This is a genomic window from Bacillus sp. z33 (assembly GCF_058313615.1).
Map to the genome: position 1 here is coordinate 991,463 of NZ_JBZFQN010000001.1, position 24,497 is coordinate 1,015,959.

The 24,497-nt window shown below is 37.7% G+C and carries 20 protein-coding genes; 4 read left to right on the top strand and 16 right to left on the bottom strand.

The annotated features are described in order from the left end of the window. Positions 1-561 precede the first annotated feature (561 nt). Positions 562-945: a rhodanese-like domain-containing protein gene (locus tag AC4G3L_RS04635; protein WP_491075797.1), complete on the top strand. Its 384-nt coding sequence runs from the start codon at positions 562-564 to the stop codon at positions 943-945. 50 nt (positions 946-995) lie between these two features. Here AC4G3L_RS04635 and AC4G3L_RS04640 read toward each other — a convergent pair whose 3' ends face one another. Next, positions 996-1,598 (bottom strand): DUF1836 domain-containing protein, encoded by a 603-nt coding sequence (locus AC4G3L_RS04640; protein ID WP_491075798.1) that lies wholly within the window; start codon positions 1,596-1,598, stop codon positions 996-998. 82 nt (positions 1,599-1,680) lie between these two features. Continuing rightward, positions 1,681-2,358 carry an NAD(P)H-binding protein gene (locus tag AC4G3L_RS04645; RefSeq protein ID WP_491075799.1) on the bottom strand — a complete coding sequence of 226 codons (678 nt, stop codon included), beginning with the start codon at positions 2,356-2,358 and terminating at the stop codon, positions 1,681-1,683. 115 nt (positions 2,359-2,473) lie between these two features. Between AC4G3L_RS04645 and AC4G3L_RS04650 the strand changes: the two genes are divergently transcribed. Then, a complete protein-coding gene (locus AC4G3L_RS04650) occupies positions 2,474-2,599 on the top strand; it encodes a DUF4023 domain-containing protein (RefSeq protein WP_491075800.1) in 126 nt (41 codons plus the stop codon). Between the two features lie 225 nt (positions 2,600-2,824). Next, a complete protein-coding gene (locus AC4G3L_RS04655) occupies positions 2,825-3,304 on the top strand; it encodes a GNAT family N-acetyltransferase (RefSeq protein ID WP_491075801.1) in 480 nt (159 codons plus the stop codon). Between the two features lie 112 nt (positions 3,305-3,416). Here the strand turns inward: AC4G3L_RS04655 and AC4G3L_RS04660 are convergent, their stop codons facing one another. Beyond that, on the bottom strand, positions 3,417-4,427 hold the full coding sequence (locus AC4G3L_RS04660) for an NAD-dependent epimerase/dehydratase family protein (protein ID WP_491075802.1): 1,011 nt from the start codon (positions 4,425-4,427) through the stop codon (positions 3,417-3,419). 158 nt (positions 4,428-4,585) lie between these two features. Next, positions 4,586-6,622: a Na+/H+ antiporter gene (locus AC4G3L_RS04665; RefSeq protein WP_491075803.1), complete on the bottom strand. Its 2,037-nt coding sequence runs from the start codon at positions 6,620-6,622 to the stop codon at positions 4,586-4,588. A 434-nt stretch (positions 6,623-7,056) separates the two neighbouring features. Here AC4G3L_RS04665 and AC4G3L_RS04670 point away from each other — a divergent pair, with 434 nt between their 5' ends. After that, complete coding sequence (locus AC4G3L_RS04670) at positions 7,057-7,659, top strand: kinase (RefSeq protein ID WP_491075804.1); 603 nt, start codon at positions 7,057-7,059, stop codon at positions 7,657-7,659. 153 nt (positions 7,660-7,812) lie between these two features. Here the strand turns inward: AC4G3L_RS04670 and AC4G3L_RS04675 are convergent, their stop codons facing one another. The 12 genes from AC4G3L_RS04675 to gcvT all read right to left on the bottom strand — a co-directional run bounded on the left by AC4G3L_RS04675 (position 7,813) and on the right by gcvT (position 24,397). Next, a complete protein-coding gene (locus AC4G3L_RS04675) occupies positions 7,813-9,255 on the bottom strand; it encodes a DEAD/DEAH box helicase (protein ID WP_491075805.1) in 1,443 nt (480 codons plus the stop codon). 364 nt (positions 9,256-9,619) lie between these two features. After that, a complete protein-coding gene (gene yjfF, locus AC4G3L_RS04680) occupies positions 9,620-10,606 on the bottom strand; it encodes a galactofuranose ABC transporter, permease protein YjfF (protein WP_491075806.1) in 987 nt (328 codons plus the stop codon). Then, positions 10,603-11,649 carry an ABC transporter permease gene (locus AC4G3L_RS04685; protein WP_491075807.1) on the bottom strand — a complete coding sequence of 349 codons (1,047 nt, stop codon included), beginning with the start codon at positions 11,647-11,649 and terminating at the stop codon, positions 10,603-10,605. Before AC4G3L_RS04685 ends, yjfF begins: the two co-directional genes overlap by 4 nt. A 1-nt stretch (position 11,650) precedes the next feature. Further along, positions 11,651-13,162, bottom strand: a complete 1,512-nt coding sequence (locus AC4G3L_RS04690; protein ID WP_491075808.1) for a sugar ABC transporter ATP-binding protein — start codon at positions 13,160-13,162, stop codon at positions 11,651-11,653. Positions 13,163-13,290: 128 nt separating this feature from the next. Beyond that, positions 13,291-14,295, bottom strand: coding sequence for an ABC transporter substrate-binding protein (locus AC4G3L_RS04695; RefSeq protein WP_491075809.1), 1,005 nt, complete (start codon positions 14,293-14,295; stop codon positions 13,291-13,293). Positions 14,296-14,611: 316 nt separating this feature from the next. Then, positions 14,612-16,153, bottom strand: coding sequence for a response regulator transcription factor (locus AC4G3L_RS04700; protein WP_491075810.1), 1,542 nt, complete (start codon positions 16,151-16,153; stop codon positions 14,612-14,614). Further along, positions 16,128-17,894, bottom strand: a complete 1,767-nt coding sequence (locus AC4G3L_RS04705) for a sensor histidine kinase (protein WP_491075811.1) — start codon at positions 17,892-17,894, stop codon at positions 16,128-16,130. The genes AC4G3L_RS04700 and AC4G3L_RS04705 overlap by 26 nt, the downstream gene beginning before the upstream one ends. Positions 17,895-17,939: 45 nt before the next feature. Then, positions 17,940-19,628, bottom strand: a complete 1,689-nt coding sequence (locus tag AC4G3L_RS04710; RefSeq protein WP_491075812.1) for a methyl-accepting chemotaxis protein — start codon at positions 19,626-19,628, stop codon at positions 17,940-17,942. A gap of 227 nt (positions 19,629-19,855) precedes the next feature. After that, entirely contained in the window at positions 19,856-20,356 is a 501-nt protein-coding gene (locus tag AC4G3L_RS04715) for a GNAT family N-acetyltransferase (RefSeq protein WP_491076239.1), read from the bottom strand. 129 nt (positions 20,357-20,485) lie between these two features. Then, positions 20,486-21,943 (bottom strand): aminomethyl-transferring glycine dehydrogenase subunit GcvPB, encoded by a 1,458-nt coding sequence (gene gcvPB, locus AC4G3L_RS04720; protein WP_491075813.1) that lies wholly within the window; start codon positions 21,941-21,943, stop codon positions 20,486-20,488. After that, positions 21,936-23,282 carry an aminomethyl-transferring glycine dehydrogenase subunit GcvPA gene (gene gcvPA, locus AC4G3L_RS04725; RefSeq protein WP_491075814.1) on the bottom strand — a complete coding sequence of 449 codons (1,347 nt, stop codon included), beginning with the start codon at positions 23,280-23,282 and terminating at the stop codon, positions 21,936-21,938. The genes gcvPB and gcvPA overlap by 8 nt, the downstream gene beginning before the upstream one ends. Continuing rightward, positions 23,279-24,397 carry a glycine cleavage system aminomethyltransferase GcvT gene (gene gcvT / locus AC4G3L_RS04730; RefSeq protein WP_491075815.1) on the bottom strand — a complete coding sequence of 373 codons (1,119 nt, stop codon included), beginning with the start codon at positions 24,395-24,397 and terminating at the stop codon, positions 23,279-23,281. The genes gcvPA and gcvT overlap by 4 nt, the downstream gene beginning before the upstream one ends. Between the last annotated feature and the right edge of the window lie 100 nt (positions 24,398-24,497).

The window sequence follows — 24,497 nt, forward strand, 5'->3', positions numbered from 1 at the left end:
TAGCGTTCTTATTACGTTCTTGTTAAGTTCTTGAATGAATATCTCTACGTTATCATAGGCAACATTTTAATTCAACATATAGTGTTTCTAATTTTATAAAACATACCACATATGGTGTTTGAGCATTTTATTTTTAAAATGTCAATCAATAAGATCTTATAAAAATCAAAGAAAACATACGATAAAATCTTCTTTTTACCTATTTTTGAACATAATTAAACAAAATCTCAGCTTGCATATTATAAAGGTTAATTACGCCTCATATAACAGCGTTTTTATATTTTCGACATTAAGATTTTTTTATCCAAAGAGGACATTAAAATATTTAAGTCCCCTTTGTAAATGGACAATCTCTCCCTAGCTAAAGGAAGCATGACAATGTAACGTCATTCCACTACCCCTGACCTGCTCTCAGCCCAAGAGCGTTTCAGATGTCTTCCATGATACAAAATAAAATGATCATTTACTTTTCCGTTATCTTTTACCAGAAAAAAATTTTGCCAGAAAAATATACGAACTGTATAATAGAAAAGTGAATTGAAAGAGAAAGTGGGGATTTTTTTGCCAACATCATTAATCGTTTTAATTGTTCTGGCTGTATTAATCATCGGATATTCTGTATACAGTTGGTTCTCCAGTAAAAAAATGGTTACGACATTGTCCCAAGAGGAATTTAAAGCTGGCTATCGAAAAGCACAGTTAATAGATGTTCGTGAGCAAAAAGAATTTGAAGGCGGACACATTCTGGGAGCCCGCAATATACCTTCTACACAATTGAAAATGCGAATGAAGGAACTTCGTAAAGACAAGCCGGTCTATTTGTATTGCCAAAGTGGCATGAGAAGCACACGAGCTGCTCAGATGCTGTATAAAAAGGGCTACCGTGAACTTTATCAACTCGATGGCGGCTTTAAACAATGGAAGGGTAAAATTAAAACCAAATAAAACCTAAGAGCCAATGCAGGTGTGCATTGGCTCTTTATTACTCGGGGTATTTATGACTTCTTTTTATTACCTTCAATAAATTCATCCACCAAATTCTCTGCTGCCTTTTTGTACAGCTGGCTCATATGAGAAAGCGAAGCAATCATTAGAAATTTTTCAAAATACTCAACATCAGCGTCGGACTCAACCAGATTGCCGCCTAAATGGACACCTTCTTCTTTTGCCTCAGCAATACTCTTCAGTATGTCTTCTTTAAATTTATAAGCATTGTGATCAGTCAATCGCAGAAAGCTGGAATACAACTCATCAAGCTGTAAGTCTTCTTCTACAATCTTAGTGTTCAGAGGTCCAAGAACCGTTTTGATGTCACTTATAGACAAAGTCCCTTTCAATTGATAAATTAAGCTGATTACTATTAAATGCCGCTTGGAATATTTTTTATTTTTAATAGGGAAAAACACTTTACCCTTAGCATAATTATTTATCATCGTTTTCGTTAAAACTTTCTCATCATCATTTCGCTTAGACATTTTGAATTTACTCTCAAATAATTGAATCACTTGATCCATATATAAATCAATGTTTGGTATGTCCTCTAATGTGATTTTATCTTGCAATCCCAGTTGATTGATAAGTTCTTCATTATTTTTCATTTTGTAACCTCTGTTTACTAATAGTTATTCTATTATACCTCACCTAATCAAAATCTGTAAGGAAAGTGAGTTTTTAGCCATTTTAAAACTTATGGGAGCCCTTTACAATATCTTCCATTTCATGGGAATCAACGATAGTTATCCCTTCTTTTTCCTGAATCGCGTACATATACATTGCTTCTGCTACTGTTTTTCCTTTTATAGGCTTATATTTCTTGAGAGGCCCTTTAAATAAAAGCGGAAATGCTTTGCTTGCGAAGGCCGCCATTTCCTCCCCCAGCCTAAATTCCTGTCTTTTTCCCAATAAAAGGGATGGCCTAAAAATGGTTAGACTGTTTAAGTGAAGCTGTTTTAGTGCAGTCTCCAATTGTCCTTTTGTTTTGCTGTAAAGTATATGGGATGAATCATCTGCTCCCATGGCAGAAACAATCAGGAATTGACGAACCTGATGCTGTTTCGCATTCTCCGCAAGCTTTAACGGGTATATATAATCAACTTTCCTAAATGCCTCTTTTGTCTTCGCTTTCTTTATGGTTGTTCCCAAGCAACAAAAGATACAATCAACTCCGTCTGGTATAGGCTCATGATCTAACTGTTCAAAGTCTGGAAAACTCTCCGTTAGCTTTGAATGTTGGATTCCCATACTTGTCCTTACCCACACGATCACCTTTGTATATTCAGGAGAATTTAAAAGCGTAGTAACTAGCTCCTTCCCTACTAATCCAGTTGCTCCGATTACTAAACCTACTTTATCAGCCAATTTATATTCCTCCATAACCTTATTTCCATTTCCACTAGTATAATCTATTTTGGCATGCATGAATTCCATTAAGGTTGAGAAAATAACGATAGAACTATAAAAGAGGAGGATATATATGAAAGAAGAAACAACCCATGAATATGTAGAACATCTGCATGAAAAACAACAAAAAGCAAAAAAGAATCAAGCTAAGCAAGGTTATGGACGTCCAAGCAAGAAGCTTCCAAATAAACAGCATTAAGTCCATGAACCGAAGCCATGAGTTGTTTTCTCATGGCTTTTACTAGAGCGTCGTTATTTCTATCCCGTTTTATTTAGTCAGAGATTTTTTTAATTTACAACTGTCATAAGAATTTACTAGAATCAGAGTATAAGTATTTGATTAGTAGAATGTTTATAATAGGATCATTTTAGCGGTAATGATTTGAACCTAATACATATATGATTGGAAATTGGGGGATTCAATATGCAAATTCGTGAAATTAAAGAAACAGACAATAGAACAATGGAACAAATAATCAAGCGCTCATTGGAATCCTTTGAATTAAATATCCCAGGAACAGCCTATTTTGATCCCCAACTGGGAAATCTAGCCCAATTTTACAAGCAACAATCCAATGCAAAGTATTGGGTAGTGGTAAATGAACAAGATGAGGTAGTAGGCGGTGTCGGTATTGCACCCTTTGGGCTAAATTCGGATATTTGCGAGTTGCAAAAACTCTATATTAAACCCGAAGCTCAAGGTTTGGGTCTCTCAAAAAAACTGATGGAAAAAGCACTTATATTCGCTAAGGAAAATTATACATACTGTTACTTAGAAACAGTAAAGAAACTTAAGACTGCTAATCTCCTTTACACCAAATTAGGTTTCCGGCAGCTTGAAAAACCGCTAGATGGCTCCGATCATAGTGCAATGGATTCTTGGTATATAAAAAAATTACTATAAACACCTAGAACAATGATTAATTAATATAATTACAAAAAAAGAGGGAGAAAATTAATATCGCCCCCCCTCTATTCACCTGTCTCTTTTTTCTCTAAAGTAGCAAAAGCTCACTCTATTCCGCCTTCATATCAACTGCATGTGTTTTTCCTTCCAGGATATCCAGACTCAATTGAACCGACTCACCGATGGCTTTGTCAATATCATCCGGCTGTACATCAAAATGATCAACAATTGTCTTTTTATCAATGAAGAGATCCTTAGTAAAGATTTTAGCAAATTCAGCCGTATCCAAACCCAGCTCTATTCCAGCACTCTTTTGATTTTCTGCTTTCTTCTGCATCGCTTCAATATAATCGGAGGCAGTAATTGTCATGATTTTTTTGTCCGGATCCCCCATGTATTTATGAAAGATAGTCAGCATTTCTTTCCATTCCATATTATAATAGCCAACCGGGTAATTACCGGTCTTCCTATTTAATAGGGCACCTGCTATACACTCCCCGATTTGCTTTGCTGTTACCATAGTTGTTCCGCCTTCAGGATATATGGTTACTTCTTTCATGTTTCGGATTTGTTCAACGAGGAATACCCAAACCGGTTTACGTCCCTGCTGGCTTCCAAAGACATAAGGTACTTCCAATACTGCCACACTCATATTATCATCGGCGAAGGAGAGAGCCATATTGGCCTGATCTACACGGCTTCTAATATATGGATGATGCTTTGTTAGTTCATAATCAGGCAATTCCCTATTAAAATAAGCGAAATAGGATCCTAATATAACAGAATGTTTAACACCACATTCCTTTGCTATTCTCAACAGTCGTTCTAATGGCGTAATATTATATTTTTCAAAAAAAGAATAGATTGGGGATGGAGCCTCTACTCGTTCGTCCACTCCTGCTGCAAATACAAATCCTTCACAACCTATTAAATGGTCACGAATTTCTTCGTCCGTTAACGTTAAATAATTCCCTAATGTTATATCCATTTTTTCAGGCAGATTACTTCCTGCGGGAATAGGAGGTAATGACAAAGTTGTCACTTCATGCCCTCGTTCAATTAACTCCCTTGCTCCTTCTGCTCCCAATAAACCTGTGCCGCCAATCATAAATACTTTCATACTGCTTATCTCCTCCGTTTCACTCTCTTAAATCATATCATTCCCAGAGAGCGAACAATTTACCTGAAGTTGTATTTTATGTGAAATATATACAATATTATTTTCCCTTATGCCTACACAGGTAAACAAAAAAGCTCACAGGTAGGACACCTGCAAGCTTATTCCTCGATTTCCTGAAGCATAACACTCTCTACATAATTTACAAAACGGCGTAAATCCTGAGCCAGCTCCCGATTAATTTGTCCCTCTTCATACATACGCTGGATGTCAGCTCTTTCTGCTTCGATTGCTTTAAAACGCAGTTCCTCTTTTTGTTGATCCCTCATTACATTATTAAACCGAGCAACAACCGGTTGCTTTAATTTTTCAATTATTCTGTGGTACTCATAAATGATAGATGAAACATGAGGATTATTTGTTTCCTCCGCATATATTTCCAGTTTCTGAATCGCCGCTTTCGTTGCCTCAATTTGTATATCACGCATATCATTTAACAGTATAGTAGCCTTTTCGCTATCCTTCGATAATCTGCGCTTATATTGTTTATACTTCCTGAATAATTGGCCAAATAGAGTTGTTATTTTAGACAGTAAATTCTCAGTGAGCAAATTTTCTCTTATATCCAAAGATTTTTCTAGTCTTTTTACGATCTCTACACTGCCAGGTCCATCTAGCGCAGCCTCTTGAATGTATCGTCTCTCAGCTCTTAAACCAACCAAACGAGCTTCAATCCTCTGTTTTTGCGATTCTTTAATAAATTCGAGGTCTTTATTTTCATACCGAATTTGTTCAATCATTTTTTTATATTCACCAATTAATTCATACCCAGCCGATTGATTCTCCGGCTCCATTTCTTCTTCAATACGCTTTATCGCAGTCCGCAATATTTTCAATTTCATTTGTGCATCTAAAAATTCTTTTTCCTCATCATTTTCTGGCTCAATTGATTTTTTACTAATCAGCGGCAGTACAAAAGTTGCTGCCAACAGGGTAAATAAGATAACCCCTCCTGCTATAAATACCATCAAAGAACGCTCAGGAAATAAGTCTCCCGATGCTACAAAGTATGGCATAGACAAAACCCCTGCCATCGTAATGGCACCGCGTACGCCGGTTAAACCAGTTAGAAGAGCTACTTTCCAACTGGGCTTAGCTTGATCTTTTCGCTTAGTTATGTAATAACCTATACTTAAAAAGCAATATGACCATACAATTCTGATGACCATGATGAACAATCCTATTGCCAGTACATAACCAAGGACTAGCCAATTGCTGATTAAAGGATTTTCTACCGTTGCCCTCATGGAGGATGGTAAACTTAAACCCAATAATAAGAAAACCACACCATTAAGTACAAATAAGATAATGGACCACATATTTTCGGTAACTACCTGTTCCTCAGCACTTTTCATCCCTGTCCTCTCACTTAAACTGGAATGAATAATACCTGCAGCTACTACTGCAATCACACCTGAAGCGTGCAGGACTTCTTCTGAAACTATATAAACAATAAATGGTGTTACAAACTGAAGCAAAGAATAAAATGTGACATCCTGGATTCCTTGTCTTCTTAGCGCGTACCGAATAAGGATGGCTAATAATCCAAGTATAATCCCAGCAATAGCGCCAACAATGACCACATAAATAAAATCTGCTGTTGCCTCCCTGAGTGAAAAATAGCCTGTTACAACCGCAGCTACCGCATAATTAAAAGCAATTAATCCAGACGCATCATTAATTAAAGATTCTCCCCGAACGAGGCGTAAAATAATGGTTGGTAAATAAATTCTCTCTGCAATTCCATTAACAGCTACTGGATCCGTTGGAGAAAGGATAGCTGCCAAAGCAAATGCAGCTGCCAATGGAATACTGGGAATTAACCAGTGAATAAAATAACCGCCAATGATAGTCGTTAAAAATACAAGGATAAATGCATTTGCTAATATAGGCCAGCGCATTTTCCATAAATCCTCTCTTGGAAATCGGCGGCCATCATTGTACAAAAGAGGGGCTATGAATAAAAGTAAAAACCATTCTGTTTTTAATTCAAATGATAAATCCTTTACAAATAAGGCAAATAAAATCCCCATAGATATCTGAGTTAAAGCGGTGGGGATGGAAGGAATATAGTGACTAATAATATTGGATATTAAAAGCATGACTAAAAGTAATAATATTGATAAAAGTAAATCCATTTTTCTCCCTCTAACACCGTAGAAATAATAATTTTTATAGTCTGCCACAAACAGACGCTACATATTACCATACCCTATTGGCCAAGTAGAAAACTTTTCTGATGACTCCAATCGTGTTTAGTCAAATTTATGAAAGGTAACTGTATGAGTACTGCTTAATAAAACATATGAAGGTGAATCATTTTTATTACTGCACTCTAATCGATTTGCTTCCATATTGAATCCACGCTTCCTTAACTCAGTCAATATAATTCCCTCACCGCTTTATAACTTTGAATTATCCCAAGAATTTATGCATCTCTGACAAAGGCAAGCCTTCGTATCAATCTCCATTTTAAATTGGAGGATAAAAGGAGTTTAATCATCTCTTAAAGAATACCTATATAACTTAATGAATTGGAAAATCTAAAGAATGATTCACAGGATGTGAAATTATGGTAAGAGATCTTTTACAGAGTCTATTTAACCAAATACCTGAACTAAAACAGGGTCAAATATATATTCTTGGGATTGACGGGTTAAGTCGTTCTGGGAAAACTACTTTTATGAAACAAGTTGAACAGTACTTACAAAAAACGAGTGTTTCATTTTGTCTTTTTCATATAGATGATTTTATTGCAGAAAAAGAAGAACGTTATAACACAGGTCATGAAGAGTGGTATGAATATTACTATTTACAATGGGATGCAAAATGGTTAAGGGACCATTTTTTTGCAAAGATTAAGGAGTTTGACGAGTTAATCCTTCCTACTTATGATGCTGTCACAGACACAAAAAAATGGCAGTTGACCAAAATCCCTCCTACTTGCCTGATTTTCATTGAAGGAGTATTCCTCCAAAGAAAAGAATGGAGAACATTCTATGATTACCTGATTTACCTCGATTGTTCGAGAGAAAAGAGATTCAGCCGTGAAACCGTGACGACACAGAAGAATATCGATAAATTCCAAAATCGATACTGGAAAGCCGAAGAGTATTATATGAAGACAGTTAACCCCTTGGCCTATGCGGATTTAGTTATAGATAGCAAAGAATAACCCAGAAAGTGTTAGTTAATGAATGTAAGAAGCCCTTCCGAAAGCTTCGGAAGGGCAGATCTATATGCACCTGTATAAGTGATTTTATAGTTCTTTTAATATAGAAGGATTTCAAACGATTACATTATCTATATAGTCGAGTCATATCAGTTATTATTCAAATGCCTCATATACTTTTAATTTCTTCCCTTTAATCGTTTTATCCTTCATGGCCTGTAACACCACGGGCCCTTTTCCATTCAGAATTTCAACAAATGTAGCCTGGTCTTGAATCGTGATAATCCCAATGTCTGCAGCTGAAACATCATCAATTTTAGCGATCGTTCCAACAAAATCTACTGCTCTCAATTTCTTTTTCTTGCCCCCATTAAAGAACAGCTTCATAATTTCATTATTTAATGCGGCCGTTTTATCTTTTTTAATCGCTGTTGCAAACATTTTTAATTCGAAAGCCCGCTTACACTTGTCTGCATCTGCATCCGTTGGTGTCTCTTTTGGCTGTAAAGGAAAACCAATATACTCTTCTGTCTCCCTCAGCAACTCTTCATCTCTTGAGCTTACTAAAGAAATGGCCACCCCTTTATGACCGGCACGGCCCGTTCTTCCCGTCCTATGGACATAGGCTTCCTTTTCTACTGGAAAATCATAATTAATCACATGCGTAATATTGTCAATATCAATTCCACGGGCAGCCACGTCGGTTGCTATCAAATAGCGGAACTCGCCTCTTTTAAAATCGTTCATTACATCGAAACGGTCATCCTGATCCATTCCGCCATGAATCTTACCGCAAGAATAATCCCATTTAACCAATTGATCAAACAGTTGATCCACCTGCTCGTGGGTACGGCAAAAGATGATACAGCTATCCGCATTTGCTATAGTTGTCACTTTCTTCAGCAGTTGCATTTTATTTTCATGATTCACCTTATAATAAAAGTGATCAATTAAATCCGTTGTTAATTCTTTTTTATTAATTTCAATAATAGATGGTTCATTCATATATTTATGGGATAGATTTTGAATATCCTCTGGTAATGTTGCCGAAAAAAGCATGCTGGTGCGTTTTTTTGGCAATTCATTTATTATCGCTTCAACCTGATCAATAAAACCCATATTTAACATCTCATCTGCTTCATCAATCACCAAATAACGTAGCTCATCTATCTTTAACGTGCCTTTTTGGATATGGTCCAACACTCTTCCAGGCGTTCCTACGACAATATGGTTTTTTTGCTTAAGTTCCAGCTTCTGCTTGGAAAATGGTTGCTTTCCATAAACAGCAGTTGCTTTTATACGCTTAAACCGGCCAATATTCGTCAAGTCTTCCTTCACCTGTGCAGCTAATTCTCTGGTCGGTGTTAATATAAGTGCCTGGGGTTTATTTTCAATCCACTCTACATGATGGCAAATTGGTATTCCATACGCAGCTGTTTTTCCACTGCCTGTTTGTGCCTTAACGATAAGATCCCGATTTTCCAGCGCACTTGGAATTACTTTCTGCTGTACCTCTGTCGGTTGTTGATAATTCATTCCAGTTAATGCCCGTACAATCTCGGGACTTATGTTAAAATTCTTGAAGCTTTGTTCAGTCATGTATGTTCCTCTTTTTCGGTTACTTAGTTCATTCTCTATCTTTGAGAGATTCTATTATCCATTATACCTGATTGGCATGAAATAATTGAAATTTGATTGGTATTCATTTTTCGATGTCAGCAAAAAGAGGCCCCCCGATTAGTTTAAAAGGGCCTTTATTTTCACCTCTTCATCTTCTCCTTTAAATATAAAGAAGATATTTTGTATATCGCTAACTTTCTTTATCTTAGTTATCATTGAAGCTTCGAACATCAAGAACGGTGCATCTATGATTTTTCTTGTCGTTTTCGGGGATCTATCTAGCATGTCCCTGCCCTGTGTTGGAGGGTTACCAGGGGGGCACACCACCTCTTTTCAGCAAGGGTCAAGAAATTGATTGCTGATTTGTTTTACTGCGTATAACGATTAAACGCTGCAATACAATGAAAAAGAATAGCAATACACCTATCGCAATCCTTGTCCACCAAGAGCTTAATGTTCCTTCAAAAACAATCAGCGTTTGGATTGTTCCTAAAATCAACACACCGACGACACTCCCCGCTACATATCCTACTCCACCCGTTAATAAGGTACCTCCAATCACAACAGCTGCAATCGCATCCAACTCTAAACCATTTGCATGGAGTGCATAACCAGAAAGCATATAAAAGGTAAATACTAAACCCGATAAGGAGGCGCAAAAGCCGCTCAATGTATAAATCAGAATTTTTGTTTTTGCCACAGGAAGCCCCATTAGCAACGCCGATTGTTCACTGCCTCCCAATGCGTATATATTCCGGCCGAACTTTGTAAATAGACTGATATAAATTGCTGCCAGTACAACAACGAAGGCAATGACTACACTGAGGGAAATGAAATTGCCTCCCCCCATAGGAATTTGGGTTGTGGCCATATAATTAAAGAACGGGCTACTAACTGAAATCGACTCAACACTGATTAAATAGCTGGCCCCCCTTGCTATGAACATCCCTGCGAGCGTTACAATAAATGGCTGCAAGTTGTAGTAATGAATTAAACAACCTTGGACAAAACCAAAGACTGTCCCTATTAGTAAACTGACCAGAACAACCAACCAAGGGGATATATTGGCATTCATTGTTAAGCTTGCTGCTACCATACTGGTCAAGGCAATGACAGATCCTATGGAAAGGTCAATACCACCCGACAGTATGACGAAGGTCATACCCACTGCGACGATTATTAAAAAAGAATTGTCAATTAATAAATTGTAAAATACTTGGAGAGAAAGAAAACCTGTATATCTCATTGCTCCAAATGCTAGCATGCCAATGAACAGTGCTATCGTTGCTACGAGTGGGAGCTGTTTATAATCCATCGATAACATCTTCATTGAATGGTCACTCCCTTACTTTGTTTGTCGCTTACATCAATTTTCTTTCTCTTTGCTCTACCAAATACCTTTTGCCTGAACTCAGGTGATTGAAGCAAGCAGACAATGAGTACAACGATAGCTTTTACAATCAAGTTGGTTTCTGGCGGAATTCCAATTGAATAAATCGTTGTTGTTAAACTTTGGATAATCAATGCTCCAATGATTGTACCAATAAAATAAAATCTGCCGCCCATCAATGAGGTACCTCCAATGACAACGGCCAGAATCGCATCTAACTCTAACCACAACCCAGCATTGTTTCCATCAGCACTCGCCACGTTGGAACTGAGGATAAGGCCGCCGATCCCAGCACATAGCCCGGAGAACATATAAACCATCAAAATAATATTCTTTGAATTGATTCCTGCAAGACGACTGGCATTGGGATTTGAACCCACCGATTCAATAAACAACCCAATGGCCGTTTTTCTAGTAAGGAAGATAGCAATAAAGAGAATCACTGCAACAATGATAATTGAAAATGGAATGGCAAAAACGTATCCTCCGCCGATAAATTTATATGGATCATAGTATACGGTCGTAATCTGCCCTTCTGTAATCATTTGAGCAACCCCTCGCCCCGCAACCATCAGGATGAGTGTTGCAACTATAGGCTGCACACCAATTCTGGAAACCAATATTCCATTCCAAACACCAGCCAGCATGCCTACAAAAATTGCTAGAATAATAGCCGAAAATAGTGGAGTAAGATTTCCGCTATCAGCATCTGCAACAGTCATCGCTCCAATAGCTCCAGCCATTGCGATAACAGAACCGACACCAAGATCGATGCCTTTCGTTGCAATGACGAGCGTCATTCCTATTGATACAAGAATGAGTGGTGCACCACGATTTAGGATATCGACCAAACTGCCAGTCAGCTTTCCATTTTTCATCTCAATTTGAAAAAAACTCTGATCAAAAAACAAGTTTATCAATAAAATGACCAACAACATAAAAAATGGCCAGAAAAGTTTGGATTTCATCATTGTTTGTAACATGTTATACCCCCCCGGCCATTTGTCTCATGATGTCTTGTTGGGTAATATCACTGCTATTATCCAATTCATTCACCTTTTGCCGGTCTCTCAAAACAGCGATTCTATTACAAGTTCGCAAGATTTCTTCAAGTTCTGTAGAGACAAAGAGTATGGACATGCCATCTTTGCTTAGGTTGTTCATCAATTTCATGATTTCCGCCTTTGCCCCGATATCGATTCCACGGGTTGGTTCATCCAAAATCAACAAGTCGGGCTGGGTAATCAGCCACCTTGCAAGCATAACTTTTTGCTGGTTGCCACCGCTTAAATATTTGATTAATTGCTCAGGGTTAGCCGGATTAATATTTAACAACTTAATATACTCATCGGCAATCTCAACTTGTTTCTTTTTGGATATAAACTTGAACCAGCCGTAAACACCTTGGATGGCCAAAATCATGTTCTCCCGGATTGTCAGCTCAGGAATGACGCCTTCCGCTTTTCGATTTTCCGAACAGAATGCAATTTTTTGCAAGATGGCATGCTTAGGGCTGTTAAGTGATACTTTTTTACCCCGTATATTGATTGTTCCTTTGTCTGCCTTATCCGCCCCAAAAAGAAGTCTGGCCATCTCAGTTCTTCCAGAACCGAGAAGCCCTGCAAGTCCAACGATTTCTCCTTTATGGATATCAAGGTTGAATGGTTCAATACTCCCCTTTTTGTATACATCTTCCGCCTTGAGTAATAGTTCTCCTTTTTCCTGGTTCTTGTCTTTGTCTTTTTCAATCAATTCCATTTCATTTATTTCTTTACCCAGCATTTTGGAGACAAGCTCAAATCGGGGAAGTTCCTTGGTCATGTACTCACCAATCCACCTACCATTTCTAAGAACAGTCAGCCTGTCGGTAATTTCATAGATTTGATCCAAGAAGTGGCTTACAAAAACGATGGACATTCCTTCAGACTTCAACTTACGTATGACTGCAAATAATTGCTTTACTTCATCCCTATCCAGACTGGATGTTGGTTCATCAAGAATTAAAATCTTCGCAGATACATTAATTGCACGGGCAATCGCAACCATTTGCTGAATGGCGATTGAGTACGAACCTAATAGTCTCTTTACATCAATGTTGATACCAAAACCCGATAGCAAATCTTTTGCACGGTTATGCATATCCTTCCAGTCAATCATGCCTCTTTTTTTCAATTCCCTGCCAATAAAAATATTCTCTGTCACTGACAGGTTGGTACAAAGATTCACTTCCTGATAAACCGTACTGATACCTTTTTCCTGTGCTTCGATTGTGCTCGTAATATGGATTTTCTTACCTTCATATGTGACTGTTCCACGATCGATAGAATAAACTCCTGTTAAAACCTTAATCAGGGTAGACTTTCCCGCACCATTTTCTCCCATAAGCGCATGTACTTCTCCAGGGAAAAGCCGCAAATGAACATTGGATAAGGCTTTTACACCAGGAAACTCTTTATCTATCCCTTCCATAATGAGTCTTGGAGTTTGACTGGCCATAATGTTCCCTCCCTCAACTCTTCCTAATAGTGGTAAAGCCACTCTAGTTTCGTACTTTCTGTTACAAAGCTTGCTCCTGCTCGGCTTTACAGTGGTCAACTTAGAGTGGCTCATTTTCAAATATCCATTTAATATTTCCGAGATGGCAGAAGCTCTTCTGCTTGATCCATTGTGTACATGCTTTCTTCAACTGCTACTCGTTTCGGTATTTCTTCACCAGCAAGGTGTTTTTCAATAAGTTCAACCATTTGCGGTCCAAATAGTGGGTTACATTCGATTGTAACGTTCATTTTCCCATCAGACATCGCTTCAAAAGCACCTTTAACTGCGTCGACACCAATAATCTTGATATCTTCTCCCGGCTTTAGTCCATACTCTTCAATTGCCTGAATGGCACCAATTGCCATGTCATCGTTATGGGAGTATAGAAGGTCGATATTCTTTCCATCTGACTTCAAAAATGCTTCCATGACCTCTTTACCTTTAGCCCTGGTAAAGTCACCTGTTTGTGATTTAATGATTTTAAATTTATCCGGATGCTTGGATATTACTTCTTCAAATCCTTTTTTACGGTCATTTGCTGGCGCTGACCCTACAGTACCCTGTAACTCAACGATATTGACCGGCCCTTTTTCGTCAGTATATTCTTCAACTAACCAGTTACCTGCTTTCCTTCCTTCCTCTATAAAGTCTGAACCAAGGAAAGTTGCCCAAAGTGAATCATCTTCAATATCAACGGAACGGTCAGCAAGGAATACTGGAATTCCTGCTTCTTTTGCCTCTTTTAAAACAGTTTCAAAACCTGTTTCCACAACCGGAGAGAATACGATTGCATCCACTTTCTGGGTAATGAAGGAACGGATTGCTTTAATTTGGTTTTCTTGTTTTTGCTGAGCGTCAGAGAATTTCAGCTGATGGCCGGCATCCGTGATCGCTGTTTTCATCGACTCTGTATTTGCGGTCCTCCATTCACTTTCTGCACCAACTTGTGAAAAACCGATAACCAGCTTATCATCTTTTCCTCCAGAAGCTCCTCCACCTGCACCTTCTTCTTTTCCCCCACATGCTGACAATACAAGCGTGAATATCAGCATCATAACCAATACCAGCTTAGACTTGTAAGAATTGGACATTCCCTATAAACCCCCTTCTGTAATTCATATAATTATTGATTCAATCAAATTATAAAGCGCTTTCACAAATATGAAAATGGAGAATCTTTCGAAAACATTGGAGATTTTTTAGAATATTTCTAATCCTGCATCATTTCTATTAATCTTTCATGATTGCTTCACTATTAGAACATGATTTACGCATGAAGAGGCTAACCCTTGTCGAACCCACTCCTTCAACACAAAATAAAATACAGCCTACAACCAACAAAAAAAGGACATTTAGTACTGGTTTATAAGCCTAGTATTAAATGTTCTTTATTTAGTAGCCTAGTAATCATAAAGCTTGTTTCTGTCGTTTATTTCTCTGCCTATATTCTCTGGTCGTCATACCTGTTGCCTTTTTAAAAGTATGGCAGAAATATTGAGAATCATTGTATCCTACCAAGTAAGCAATTTCGTATGTCTTTTGAATTGTTGTCCTGAGTAATTCTTTCGCCCGCTCAATACGGGTGGTTGTTATATATTCAATGATTGTATGCCCATTTGCTTTACTAAACAAATGGCTTAGATAGGCCGGGCTTATGCTTACTGCACGGGCAATTGATGTTAATGATAAATCGGTATTATGATAGTTCTGATTGATATAGTTCTTTACATTATGGATTAATTGACTGGAATTATTTTTTGACTCGTTGCGGAACTGGAACACAATGTTCAGCATATCGACCATGTATGCCAGGATTTCATAGTGATCAGTGATCAAACTTGTTTTTAACTCTAATTGTCTCATTTCCTGAAGTGTACTCAATGTGTCACCTTCGAGTTCTTTCATATAATGTGTAATCGTGATGGTAAAGTCCATCAGAAAATAGTAGGTATAGAATGGCCTACGCTGATATTCTTCTCTTTTAAGGTAACCAGAGTAACATTCACAAAACTCGGTCATTTTTTCCTCTTCCCCATTTTTGATAAAATCGATTAATTCTTTACGATTAAAATGATGGACTTCTTTATTTCCGTTTAAATCCAACTCCGAGTTTTCAACCTGATATTTTTGTCCGATTCTTATTAATAAATCTTTTTCTTTAGACGCTTCCCTCAATGAGTCATAAATATCTTCAATTCGATCTTTTATCAGGCCAAACCCAAATGTAAGAGAATCTGGTTCTTTTTTTAGTATATAGCTTATCTCGACTGATTCTTTCTCCAGCTCTTCCCTCGAATCTCCCTTTAAGAAAAAGATTTTTTCTTTTGCATCCTTTTTGATAACAAAACAATCAATCTTTCCATCCATACCAATGAACTGTAAATCTTCTGCCTTGTCTGAATCCACAACAAGAATTTGGTAATAGTTTGAAATGATATCGATCCCAAGTTCTTCAGCTTTTTCCATTGCCTCAGCTTTAGAGTATACCCCTTTGCATAACTTAAACATAAATACTTCTTTTAATTTTGGCTTGTCTATGAATTGATACTGCTTGGAATTTATTTGGCTTTTTTCCTTATCAATTTGATCAGATACTTTTTTCAGAATTTCCAGCAGATCTCGCGACCCAACTGGTTTCAAACAGTATTCAGAAATTTGGAGGCTTAATGCCTGTCTTGCGTATTCAAATTCATCATATCCGCTTAAAATAATAATCTTAATCCACGGCATTTTTTTCCTAATGATACCACTTAGTTCAAGACCATTCATAAAAGGCATTTGAATGTCTGTAATGACAATATCGGGTTTTTCTCTTTCAATCAAAGGAAGCGCCATTTCCCCATCACAGGCATCTCCAGAATAGGAAAACCCATTTCCCTCCCAATCAATACTATTACAAACCCCTTCCCGGATCATCTTTTCGTCATCTACCAGAAACACTTTCTTCATGTGCAGAATCTCCTCTCATTTGCGGGATTGTTAAACAAACACGTGTACCTGAACCTTGCCAGCTTGTCATACTTAATCCGAAAGCTTCTCCATAGAAAGTACGGATCCTTTGATGAACATTTAATAAGCCAATCCCATTTGCACCGTTTATTGGTTTATCTTTAGCCATTTGCAGCCGAAGCTCTTCAAGTCTGTCTCCACTCATTCCAATTCCATTATCAATAATTTCTATAATGATATTGCCTTCCGCATTGATGTCTCCTTTTATCAACAGAAACCCTTTACCACGTTTATTTTTTATCCCATGATAGATCGCATTTTCCACCAGTGGCTGCAAAGATAGCTTTAATATTTTACAATCGAGGATTTCTTTATTGATGTGAAAAGTAAAATCAAGTATATCCTCATATCTGACCTTTTGAATAAACAAATAGTTTTTAATATGTTCCATTTCTTCATGGATCGTAATCAAATCTTTTCCTTTGCTTAACGAAATACGAAAGAACTGTGCCATTGCCTTGGTTACATCAATGACCTGTTCATGTTTCTTTGCTTCAGACATCCAGATGATTGTTTCAAGCGTGTTGTATAAAAAATGCGGATTGATTTGTTCCTGCATTGTCCGGAATTCTGCCATGCGAAGGAGCCTATTCTCCAGATTCCTTTCATTCGAAAGTATTTTGATTCGGCCAATCAATTTATTGGAATCTTCGATGAGTTGCGAGATTTCATCCGGGTTACCTTTGGTATCCGATATATGAACATTCACATTACCTTCTGAAGCTTGTTGCATCTTTTCCTTTAATATACGAATAGGTGTAATTCTCTTATTTATGTAGAAGAAGTAAAGGATGAATGATAAAATATGAACCAAAATTAAGCCTGCAATAGTGAAATTCCTACTGTAATATGCATCTTCAAGAATTTTATTTGCGGGGGCCACACCTACGACTTTCCAATCGTTATTGTATTTTGAAGTTTCATAGACGATGAAAGAATCCTTCTTTAGAATAGTGCCTGAATTCTCGTTTCCATGATTATTCCAATCTATTGTTGTCGGCTTTTCCGCTAATAATTTAAGTGGCAATAGCATTTCATTGCTTTTACTTGATTCGATATGAAAGGATCCATACCCCTCGGCCACCTCTCTTGAAAGAATGGTCAGAATGGGAGATGCATCCATAACTATTTTCAAATAGCCTCTTACGGTGTTTGATATCGGATCATGAATGGGCTCAATGAATAAAATAGCTGGGAACCCATTTTCAACAACAGGTGAAATGAAATGATTGTTTTTTGACGTAAATGACCAATTTTCAATAGGAGGAGATTTTAATTTATAAATTCCCCTAAATTCATTTAAGACTTTACCATCCATACCGTAAATACTGAAGTCTAGAATACTCGTTCCTAAAGGATGTGTTTCGCGAAAAAATGTATATCTATTAAGAATGTCGTTTGCCTCTTTTTCATAGCCATCCTCACTTTGTAAAAACGTCATGACACTGGGCATATCTCTTAGATCAGAAAACTTGTCTAAATCATTAATCAAGCGGTCAATATCGTCAGTGATTTGTTTTGCTTGGAGCGAAGCTATAGCTTGTGATTTCTTATAAGCCATGTTATATGTTGCGATATAGATAATGCTAGCTGCAAATAACAATGTTACTACTGTAAAGACAAGGTAAACTACTAGCAATTTAAACTGAAAACTTGAATTAAATCTTTTTCTTGCTTTCATACGGACACCACCCATTTTCGGGTTTCATTTAGTTTTGATAGCTGGTTACACTTTAAACTTTTCAATCATTTTTTCCAGTGTTTTAAACTGTTCTACTAGCTTTATACTCGATTCCGATACATCCTCCAATGAAATTAACTGTTCCATTGTTGCAACGTTCATGATATTCGAATTAATTCTTTCGGAGAAAAGCTCGATTTCATTAAGGCTTTTTTTAGAGGTGTCCATTCGGCTGGCTAGATCCCGCATATTTTCAACCAAAGATGAATATTTTACTTGAACATCAAATGCATTGGCATTTATGGAATTAAGTAATTTTTGAACCTTCAGGATCTGATAGTCATCGTCCATTTTATTTTTAATTGTCATCATTTGATTTGAAATGGTTTTCATTTTATAGTTTACAAATATATATTCTTCTTCTGTTTGTTTATAAAATAAATGCATGGTTTGCAGGAGGGAGTTCATGTGGTGGGTTAGCTTACTTAAATCAGTTCCTGTATCGTATTCTCGACTTGAAGTAAATTGATGTATAATTTCATCTGTTTGATTGATGAGCTGATGTATGGTCCTATTATTGCTGTCCATTTTGGCACATGCATTTGATAATGATTGGACTTCGTTTACTGCTTCTTCCACTAATGAAAATGTTTTATTCATTAAATCTTTAATCATAGAAATTTCAAGGGTTCCTTTGTTGATAAAATCCAATGATTCATTGGCAAGGGAATGCACAATTTCACCCTCATAAACAATGGAATGAATCTGAGCTACAATATCCTTTAGATAAAAAGCAGTTTGTTTAACCATATTTTTTTGTTTATGAAGGGCACCCGATACTGACTGAATTTCATTTGCCACCTTTTTGGCAGCAGCCCGATTTAGGTGAATCCTTTTTAGAAGATCCTGTGAGGACAGTGAAACAGAATCAACTGTTTCTCTAACATTGAAGATGATTTCTTTTAAATTATGAATGATTTGATTAGAAAAACGATATATATCACCTATTTCACCCTTGGCATTGATTTCTATATTCCCAATTTGAAAGTTTCCTTTTGCAATTTCATTGGTAGTATTTCGTAAAAGATGAATAGGTTTCACTATATTTCCAGATATGTACCAGGCAAATAAATAAGAAAAAAAGATTACAAAGATAAAAACAACTCCAAAAATGGTAACATCCCTCTTTATATGTTCCTTAATTTCTTTTTTTGATTGCTCGCTGTAGTTCAGTGTCTCTTGTAACAACATCCGTACTTGATCGGCAACAAGACCAGATGCAATTGTAATATATTCGTAGGTTATATATCGCGCCTCAGCTGGTTGATTATATTTAATATCTTCGCCCAGTTTATCGACATATTCTTTTGTAGTAGTCAGAGTCTCACGAACATCCAATATTTTTTCACTAAATATCCCTTCCTTGTCCGCTGTTTCAATTTGATCCAGGTTTTTGTTCATATCGGCAAGAAGCTCGTATTGTGAACCTGAATTAAAACTAACTTTTCCATAAAGGATATCAATAATTTCACCGTCCAGCTCTTGGATGAGTCCACCATTGATTGAATTTGTTAAAGTAATCGTCTCCATAGTCATATTGTATTCCTGAACATAGCTAACAAATAAATAGATTAGTATACTATTAGAGAAAGCAAGCCAAAGAAGGATGGTCATAAAAAACAAAACAAGTTTCGCCCTAAGAGATTCGGGCACTAATTTTGTTAGCACCTTCATTTTATCCCTCCTTCAGCATCCTTTTATATACACAGCAAATTGACTGGATCGAAATTATACAAATATTCTGAAATTTTATTATATATGATTAGTATACACTTATATACCTATAGAATGCTATGTTCCTTATATATCATCGATAAAGAATGAGTATGATAAATGCTTCTAACTCTTTTAGATGGTCTTTAGTTTTAACAGAAGCCAGAAGCCTCTTTTTCTTTAAACTTTTACCGCTCGTGCTCCAACACACTATAAAGCAGTGAATCGCGCCAGCCATCTCTCAATAACAAATCATCGCGAATTTGCCCTTCCCTGCTCATTCCAACTTTCTCCAACACTTTTGATGAAGCTATGTTTCTTGGGTCGCAGGTTGCAAATATTCGATGCATTTTCAGTTCTGTGAATCCAAAGTTAATTAGCAGAGTAGCGACTTCGGTAGCAATTCCTTTTCTCCAATAATCCGGATGAACAATATAGCCGATTTCGCCCGCTTTATTAGTAAAATCTCTACTATTAAACTCTCCGGCTCCAATCATCTTTTCTTTATATATAATCGCAAAAACAAATCTTGTTCTTGGTACCTTTATTGAATCTTCAATAACTTGGCTCACGAAATCTCTTGATTCCTCTTCCGTATTCGGTCCCCAGGGCTGGTATCTGCAAACGATATCATGCGAAGCGTATTTATGTACATCTTCCCAATCACTGATCATCAGTTCTCTTAGCATTAGCCTTTCAGTTGAAAGGCTCAAATTTATATTTTCGATTATAAACCCTCCAATTCCTGACCAAATTTTCCTTCTTTTCAAAAAAGCAGCTACCCAATCTCATGATAGCTGCTTCCATAATATGTTCTATCAATTTTGATATTTCAATACAGGCTTACGTGCAGCCAATGCTTCGTCTAAGCGACTGATTACAGTAGTATGTGGTGCTTCCTGGACAATTTCTGGATTTTCCTCTGCTTCCTTGGCAATTTGGATCATGGCATCAATAAAGCCATCCAATGTCTCTTTTGATTCTGTTTCAGTCGGTTCGATCATCATGCATTCTTCCACATTCAGAGGAAAATAGATGGTAGGTGGATGGTAGCCAAAATCCAATAATCTCTTTGCAATATCAAGGGCTCGAACACCCAGCTTCTTCTGACGTTTACCACTGATTACAAATTCATGCTTACAGTGCTTATCATATGGAAGATCATAGTACTCTGCCAATCTTCGCATCATATAGTTGGCATTTAAAACGGCATACTCTGTTACAGCCTTTAATCCGTCTGGTCCCATTGAACGAATATACGTATAGGCACGGACATTGATTCCAAAGTTACCATAGTACGGTTTTACCCTGCCGATTGATTGCGGGCGATTATAATCAAGTCGGTAACCATTCTCTTCTTTTACGATAAGTGGTTTAGGTAAAAACGGAATCAACTCTTTTTTCACTCCAACTGGTCCTGACCCCGGTCCGCCACCGCCATGCGGTCCAGTAAATGTCTTATGCAAATTAAGATGAACAACGTCAAAGCCCATATCACCCGGCCGAGCTTTTGACAATACAGCATTCAAATTGGCACCATCATAATATAGTTTACCACCGGCACCATGAATAATTTCAGCCATTTCAACTATTTGCTCTTCAAAAAGTCCCAATGTGTTCGGATTTGTAAGCATTAAGGCTGCTGTATCCTGACCTACTACCCTCTTCAAATCTTCCAGATCCACCAATCCATCCGGACCGGATTTCACCGTAATGGTTTGTAATCCTGCTACTGTTGCCGATGCAGGATTTGTGCCATGTGCAGAATCGGGAACAATTACTTTTACACGATTGAAATCCCCCTTGGCTTCATGGTAAGCACGAATGAGCATTAATCCCGTCCACTCTCCATGCGCACCAGCTGCCGGTTGCAGAGTGACTTCATCCATACCTGTAATTTCCTTCAAACTTTGCTGCAAATCGAACATTAACTCTAAGGATCCCTGCACTGTTTCCTCTTCTTGGAGCGGATGAACATGAGCAAATCCATTTAGCCTGGCAACATTTTCATTTATTTTCGGATTGTACTTCATTGTACAGGAACCAAGCGGATAAAAACCGGAATCGACACCATGGTTTCTTCTCGAAAGTGCGGTATAATGGCGCATAATATCCAACTCCGATACTTCTGGAAGCTTTGGTTCCTCTGTGCGAATAAAGTCCCCAGGCAAAAGGTCTGTCAATGCTACATTCGGAACATCCATTTCAGGTAAAGAATAGCCGATGCGACCCTGTTTTGTCTGTTCAAATATTAATGGTTGATCGTGCTTATTCATGAAAATCCCCCAATTCCCTAACAAATCTATCAATCTCTTCTTTCGTACGCATTTCTGTGACAGCCACAAGCATATGATTGGTTAGTGCAGGATAATCCCTGGCCAGGTCATACCCGCCAATAATCCCTTGCTCAAGGAGCTTTTTATTAGCTAAAGCCACGGAACCATTTAATATAACGACAAATTCATTAAATGATGGTCCTTCAAAGGCTATATCAAGTCCCTTTGCTTTCAATTGTTCCTTTGCATAATGTGCTTTTTGAAGATTTTGAAGCGCCATTTCCTGAACACCTCTCTTCCCTAAGGCTGTCATTGCAACAGAAGCCGCAAGTGCATTTAACGCTTGGTTAGAGCAAATATTTGAGGTTGCTTTGTCTCGACGAATATGTTGTTCCCTTGCCTGCAAGGTTAGTACAAACCCTCTCTTGCCTTCCTCATCGAGTGTTTGACCTACCAAACGTCCTGGTACCTTTCTCATTAGCTTGGTCGTGACGGCAAAATATCCACAATGCGGGCCGCCAAATGCAGCAGGTATTCCGAATGGCTGAGCATCTCCTACGACAATATCTGCACCGAATTCACCGGGTGGTTTCAGGACACCAAGGGATAGTGGATTACTAGAAACGATGAACATTCCCTTGTGCTCATGAACAATATTTTCGATTTCAGATAAATTTTCAATTCGGCCGAAAAAATTTGGATATTGTGTGATAAAACCAGCGGTATCATCCGTCATCATTCTCGCCAACTGTTCTGTATCCGTAATTCCATCTTTACAAGGGACAACTTCAAGTTCAAGATATTGGCCCTTTGCATAAGTGGATAACACTGCTCGTGATTCCGGATGTACCGCTTCTGAAACGAGCAATTTCTTTCGGCGTGTATGGCCTGCTGACAGCATAGCCGCTTCAGCCAACGCAGTACCGCCATCATACATGGAAGAGTTCGCCACATCCATTCCAGTCAGTTCACAAATCATTGTTTGAAATTCAAAAATAGCCTGCAATTCCCCCTGGGAAATCTCTGGTTGATACGGTGTATAAGCGGTATAAAATTCTGATCTTGATATGACATGATCAACGATGATAGGCGTGTAATGGTCATATACTCCAGCACCAAGAAAAGAACTGTTCGTTTTAAGATTGGCATTTTTCTCAGCAAGCTCTGTTAATTCCTTCAGTAAAGATGTTTCGGACTTTGCCTTTTTTATCTTATATTCACCTTTAAATCTTACTTTTTCAGGGATATCAGAAAATAAATCATCAATTGATTCTACACCAATCGCGTCTAACATCTCATTCTCATCCTGGGCTGTCATTGGTAAGTAACGATGCTTCATTTTTTTACTCCTCCTGCCTGAGTACGTTTATAAAATGGGGTATTGACGATTTGCGCCTTCACTCTTTTTCCTCTGATTTCTATCTCTACTTCCTCATCAAGGACTGCAAATTCAGCTTTGATCAAAATAAGGCCAATATTTTTCTTTAATGTAGGAGATTGCGTTCCCGTAGTCACTTCACCTATTAGTTCATCTTTATCAAAAACCGGATATCCATGTCTGGGAATGCCGCGATTAATCATTTCAATGCCAACAAGCTTCCGAGACGCGCCATTTTCCTTCTGTTCTTTTAATACTTCCAACCCAATAAAATGTTCTTTATCCGTTTTGACAGCGAAACCTATCCCTGCTTCAATTGGTGTAATTGACGGAGAAAGTTCTTGGCCATATAAAGGCAATTTCGCTTCAAAGCGAAGCGTATCTCTTGCCCCGAGACCACAGGGAATTAGACCCCTATCCGTGCCAAAAGCTAAAAGGTTTTTCCATAAATTGACCACATCATCGCTCTTACAATATAATTCAAAACCATCCTCACCTGTGTAGCCTGTTCTGGAAACAAGTACACGGATATCATTAATCATGACATCTTCGCGAAAAGAAAAGAATCCGATACTGTCCAGGTCAACATCCTTTGTAAGCCCCTGTAAAATATCTGCAGCAAGCGGCCCTTGCAAGGCCAATTGCCCCATTTCTTCAGATATATTTCTCAGGTCCACATCTTCACCAGCATATTTTTGCAGCCATTCAAAATCCTTATCTATATTAGAAGCATTCACTACTAATAAATAATCGTCTTCATCTTTTTTATAAATAATTAAGTCATCCACTGTTCCGCCATCTTCATAACACATAGCCGTATACTGCGCACGCCCTGGTTTTAGCTTACTTACATCATTTGTCATCATCTGCTGCAGAAATGGTAAAGAACCAGTTCCCCTAACAGTGAATTCCCCCATATGTGATACGTCAAAGAGGCCTGCTTTTGTACGCACTGCTTCATGCTCCTGTTTAATGCCCGAAAATTGAACAGGCAATTCCCAGCCGCCAAAATCAATTGTTTTTCCACCATATTCTTTGTACACACTGATAAGCGGAGTCTGCTTTAATTCTCCCATCCTTATCCTCCTAAAAAGTTTGTATTATATAGATCCTCTTGCATCTTTATTTAATGATACTGTTTATATGTTCTTACTTTAGAGCACAACTTCTCTCAGC

Excerpts from the sequence above, each read along its gene's own strand:
- AC4G3L_RS04660 (WP_491075802.1), bottom strand. The coding sequence starts at position 4,427 with ATGAAAGTATTTATGATTGGCGGCACAGGTTTATTGGGAGCAGAAGGA.
- gcvPB (WP_491075813.1), bottom strand. The coding sequence starts at position 21,943 with ATGAATAAGCACGATCAACCATTAATATTTGAACAGACAAAACAGGGT.
- AC4G3L_RS04695 (WP_491075809.1), bottom strand. The coding sequence starts at position 14,295 with ATGTCCAATTCTTACAAGTCTAAGCTGGTATTGGTTATGATGCTGATA.
- AC4G3L_RS04670 (WP_491075804.1), top strand. The coding sequence starts at position 7,057 with ATGGTAAGAGATCTTTTACAGAGTCTATTTAACCAAATACCTGAACTA.
- AC4G3L_RS04690 (WP_491075808.1), bottom strand. The coding sequence starts at position 13,162 with ATGGCCAGTCAAACTCCAAGACTCATTATGGAAGGGATAGATAAAGAG.
- gcvT (WP_491075815.1), bottom strand. The coding sequence starts at position 24,397 with ATGGGAGAATTAAAGCAGACTCCGCTTATCAGTGTGTACAAAGAATAT.
- AC4G3L_RS04715 (WP_491076239.1), bottom strand. The coding sequence starts at position 20,356 with ATGCTAAGAGAACTGATGATCAGTGATTGGGAAGATGTACATAAATAC.
- AC4G3L_RS04675 (WP_491075805.1), bottom strand. The coding sequence starts at position 9,255 with ATGACTGAACAAAGCTTCAAGAATTTTAACATAAGTCCCGAGATTGTA.
- AC4G3L_RS04655 (WP_491075801.1), top strand. The coding sequence starts at position 2,825 with ATGCAAATTCGTGAAATTAAAGAAACAGACAATAGAACAATGGAACAA.
- AC4G3L_RS04705 (WP_491075811.1), bottom strand. The coding sequence starts at position 17,894 with ATGAAAGCAAGAAAAAGATTTAATTCAAGTTTTCAGTTTAAATTGCTA.
- yjfF (WP_491075806.1), bottom strand. The coding sequence starts at position 10,606 with ATGAAGATGTTATCGATGGATTATAAACAGCTCCCACTCGTAGCAACG.
- AC4G3L_RS04640 (WP_491075798.1), bottom strand. The coding sequence starts at position 1,598 with ATGAAAAATAATGAAGAACTTATCAATCAACTGGGATTGCAAGATAAA.
- AC4G3L_RS04650 (WP_491075800.1), top strand. The coding sequence starts at position 2,474 with ATGAAAGAAGAAACAACCCATGAATATGTAGAACATCTGCATGAAAAA.
- AC4G3L_RS04700 (WP_491075810.1), bottom strand. The coding sequence starts at position 16,153 with ATGAAGAAAGTGTTTCTGGTAGATGACGAAAAGATGATCCGGGAAGGG.
- gcvPA (WP_491075814.1), bottom strand. The coding sequence starts at position 23,282 with ATGAAGCATCGTTACTTACCAATGACAGCCCAGGATGAGAATGAGATG.
- AC4G3L_RS04710 (WP_491075812.1), bottom strand. The coding sequence starts at position 19,628 with ATGAAGGTGCTAACAAAATTAGTGCCCGAATCTCTTAGGGCGAAACTT.
- AC4G3L_RS04665 (WP_491075803.1), bottom strand. The coding sequence starts at position 6,622 with ATGGATTTACTTTTATCAATATTATTACTTTTAGTCATGCTTTTAATA.
- AC4G3L_RS04685 (WP_491075807.1), bottom strand. The coding sequence starts at position 11,649 with ATGTTACAAACAATGATGAAATCCAAACTTTTCTGGCCATTTTTTATG.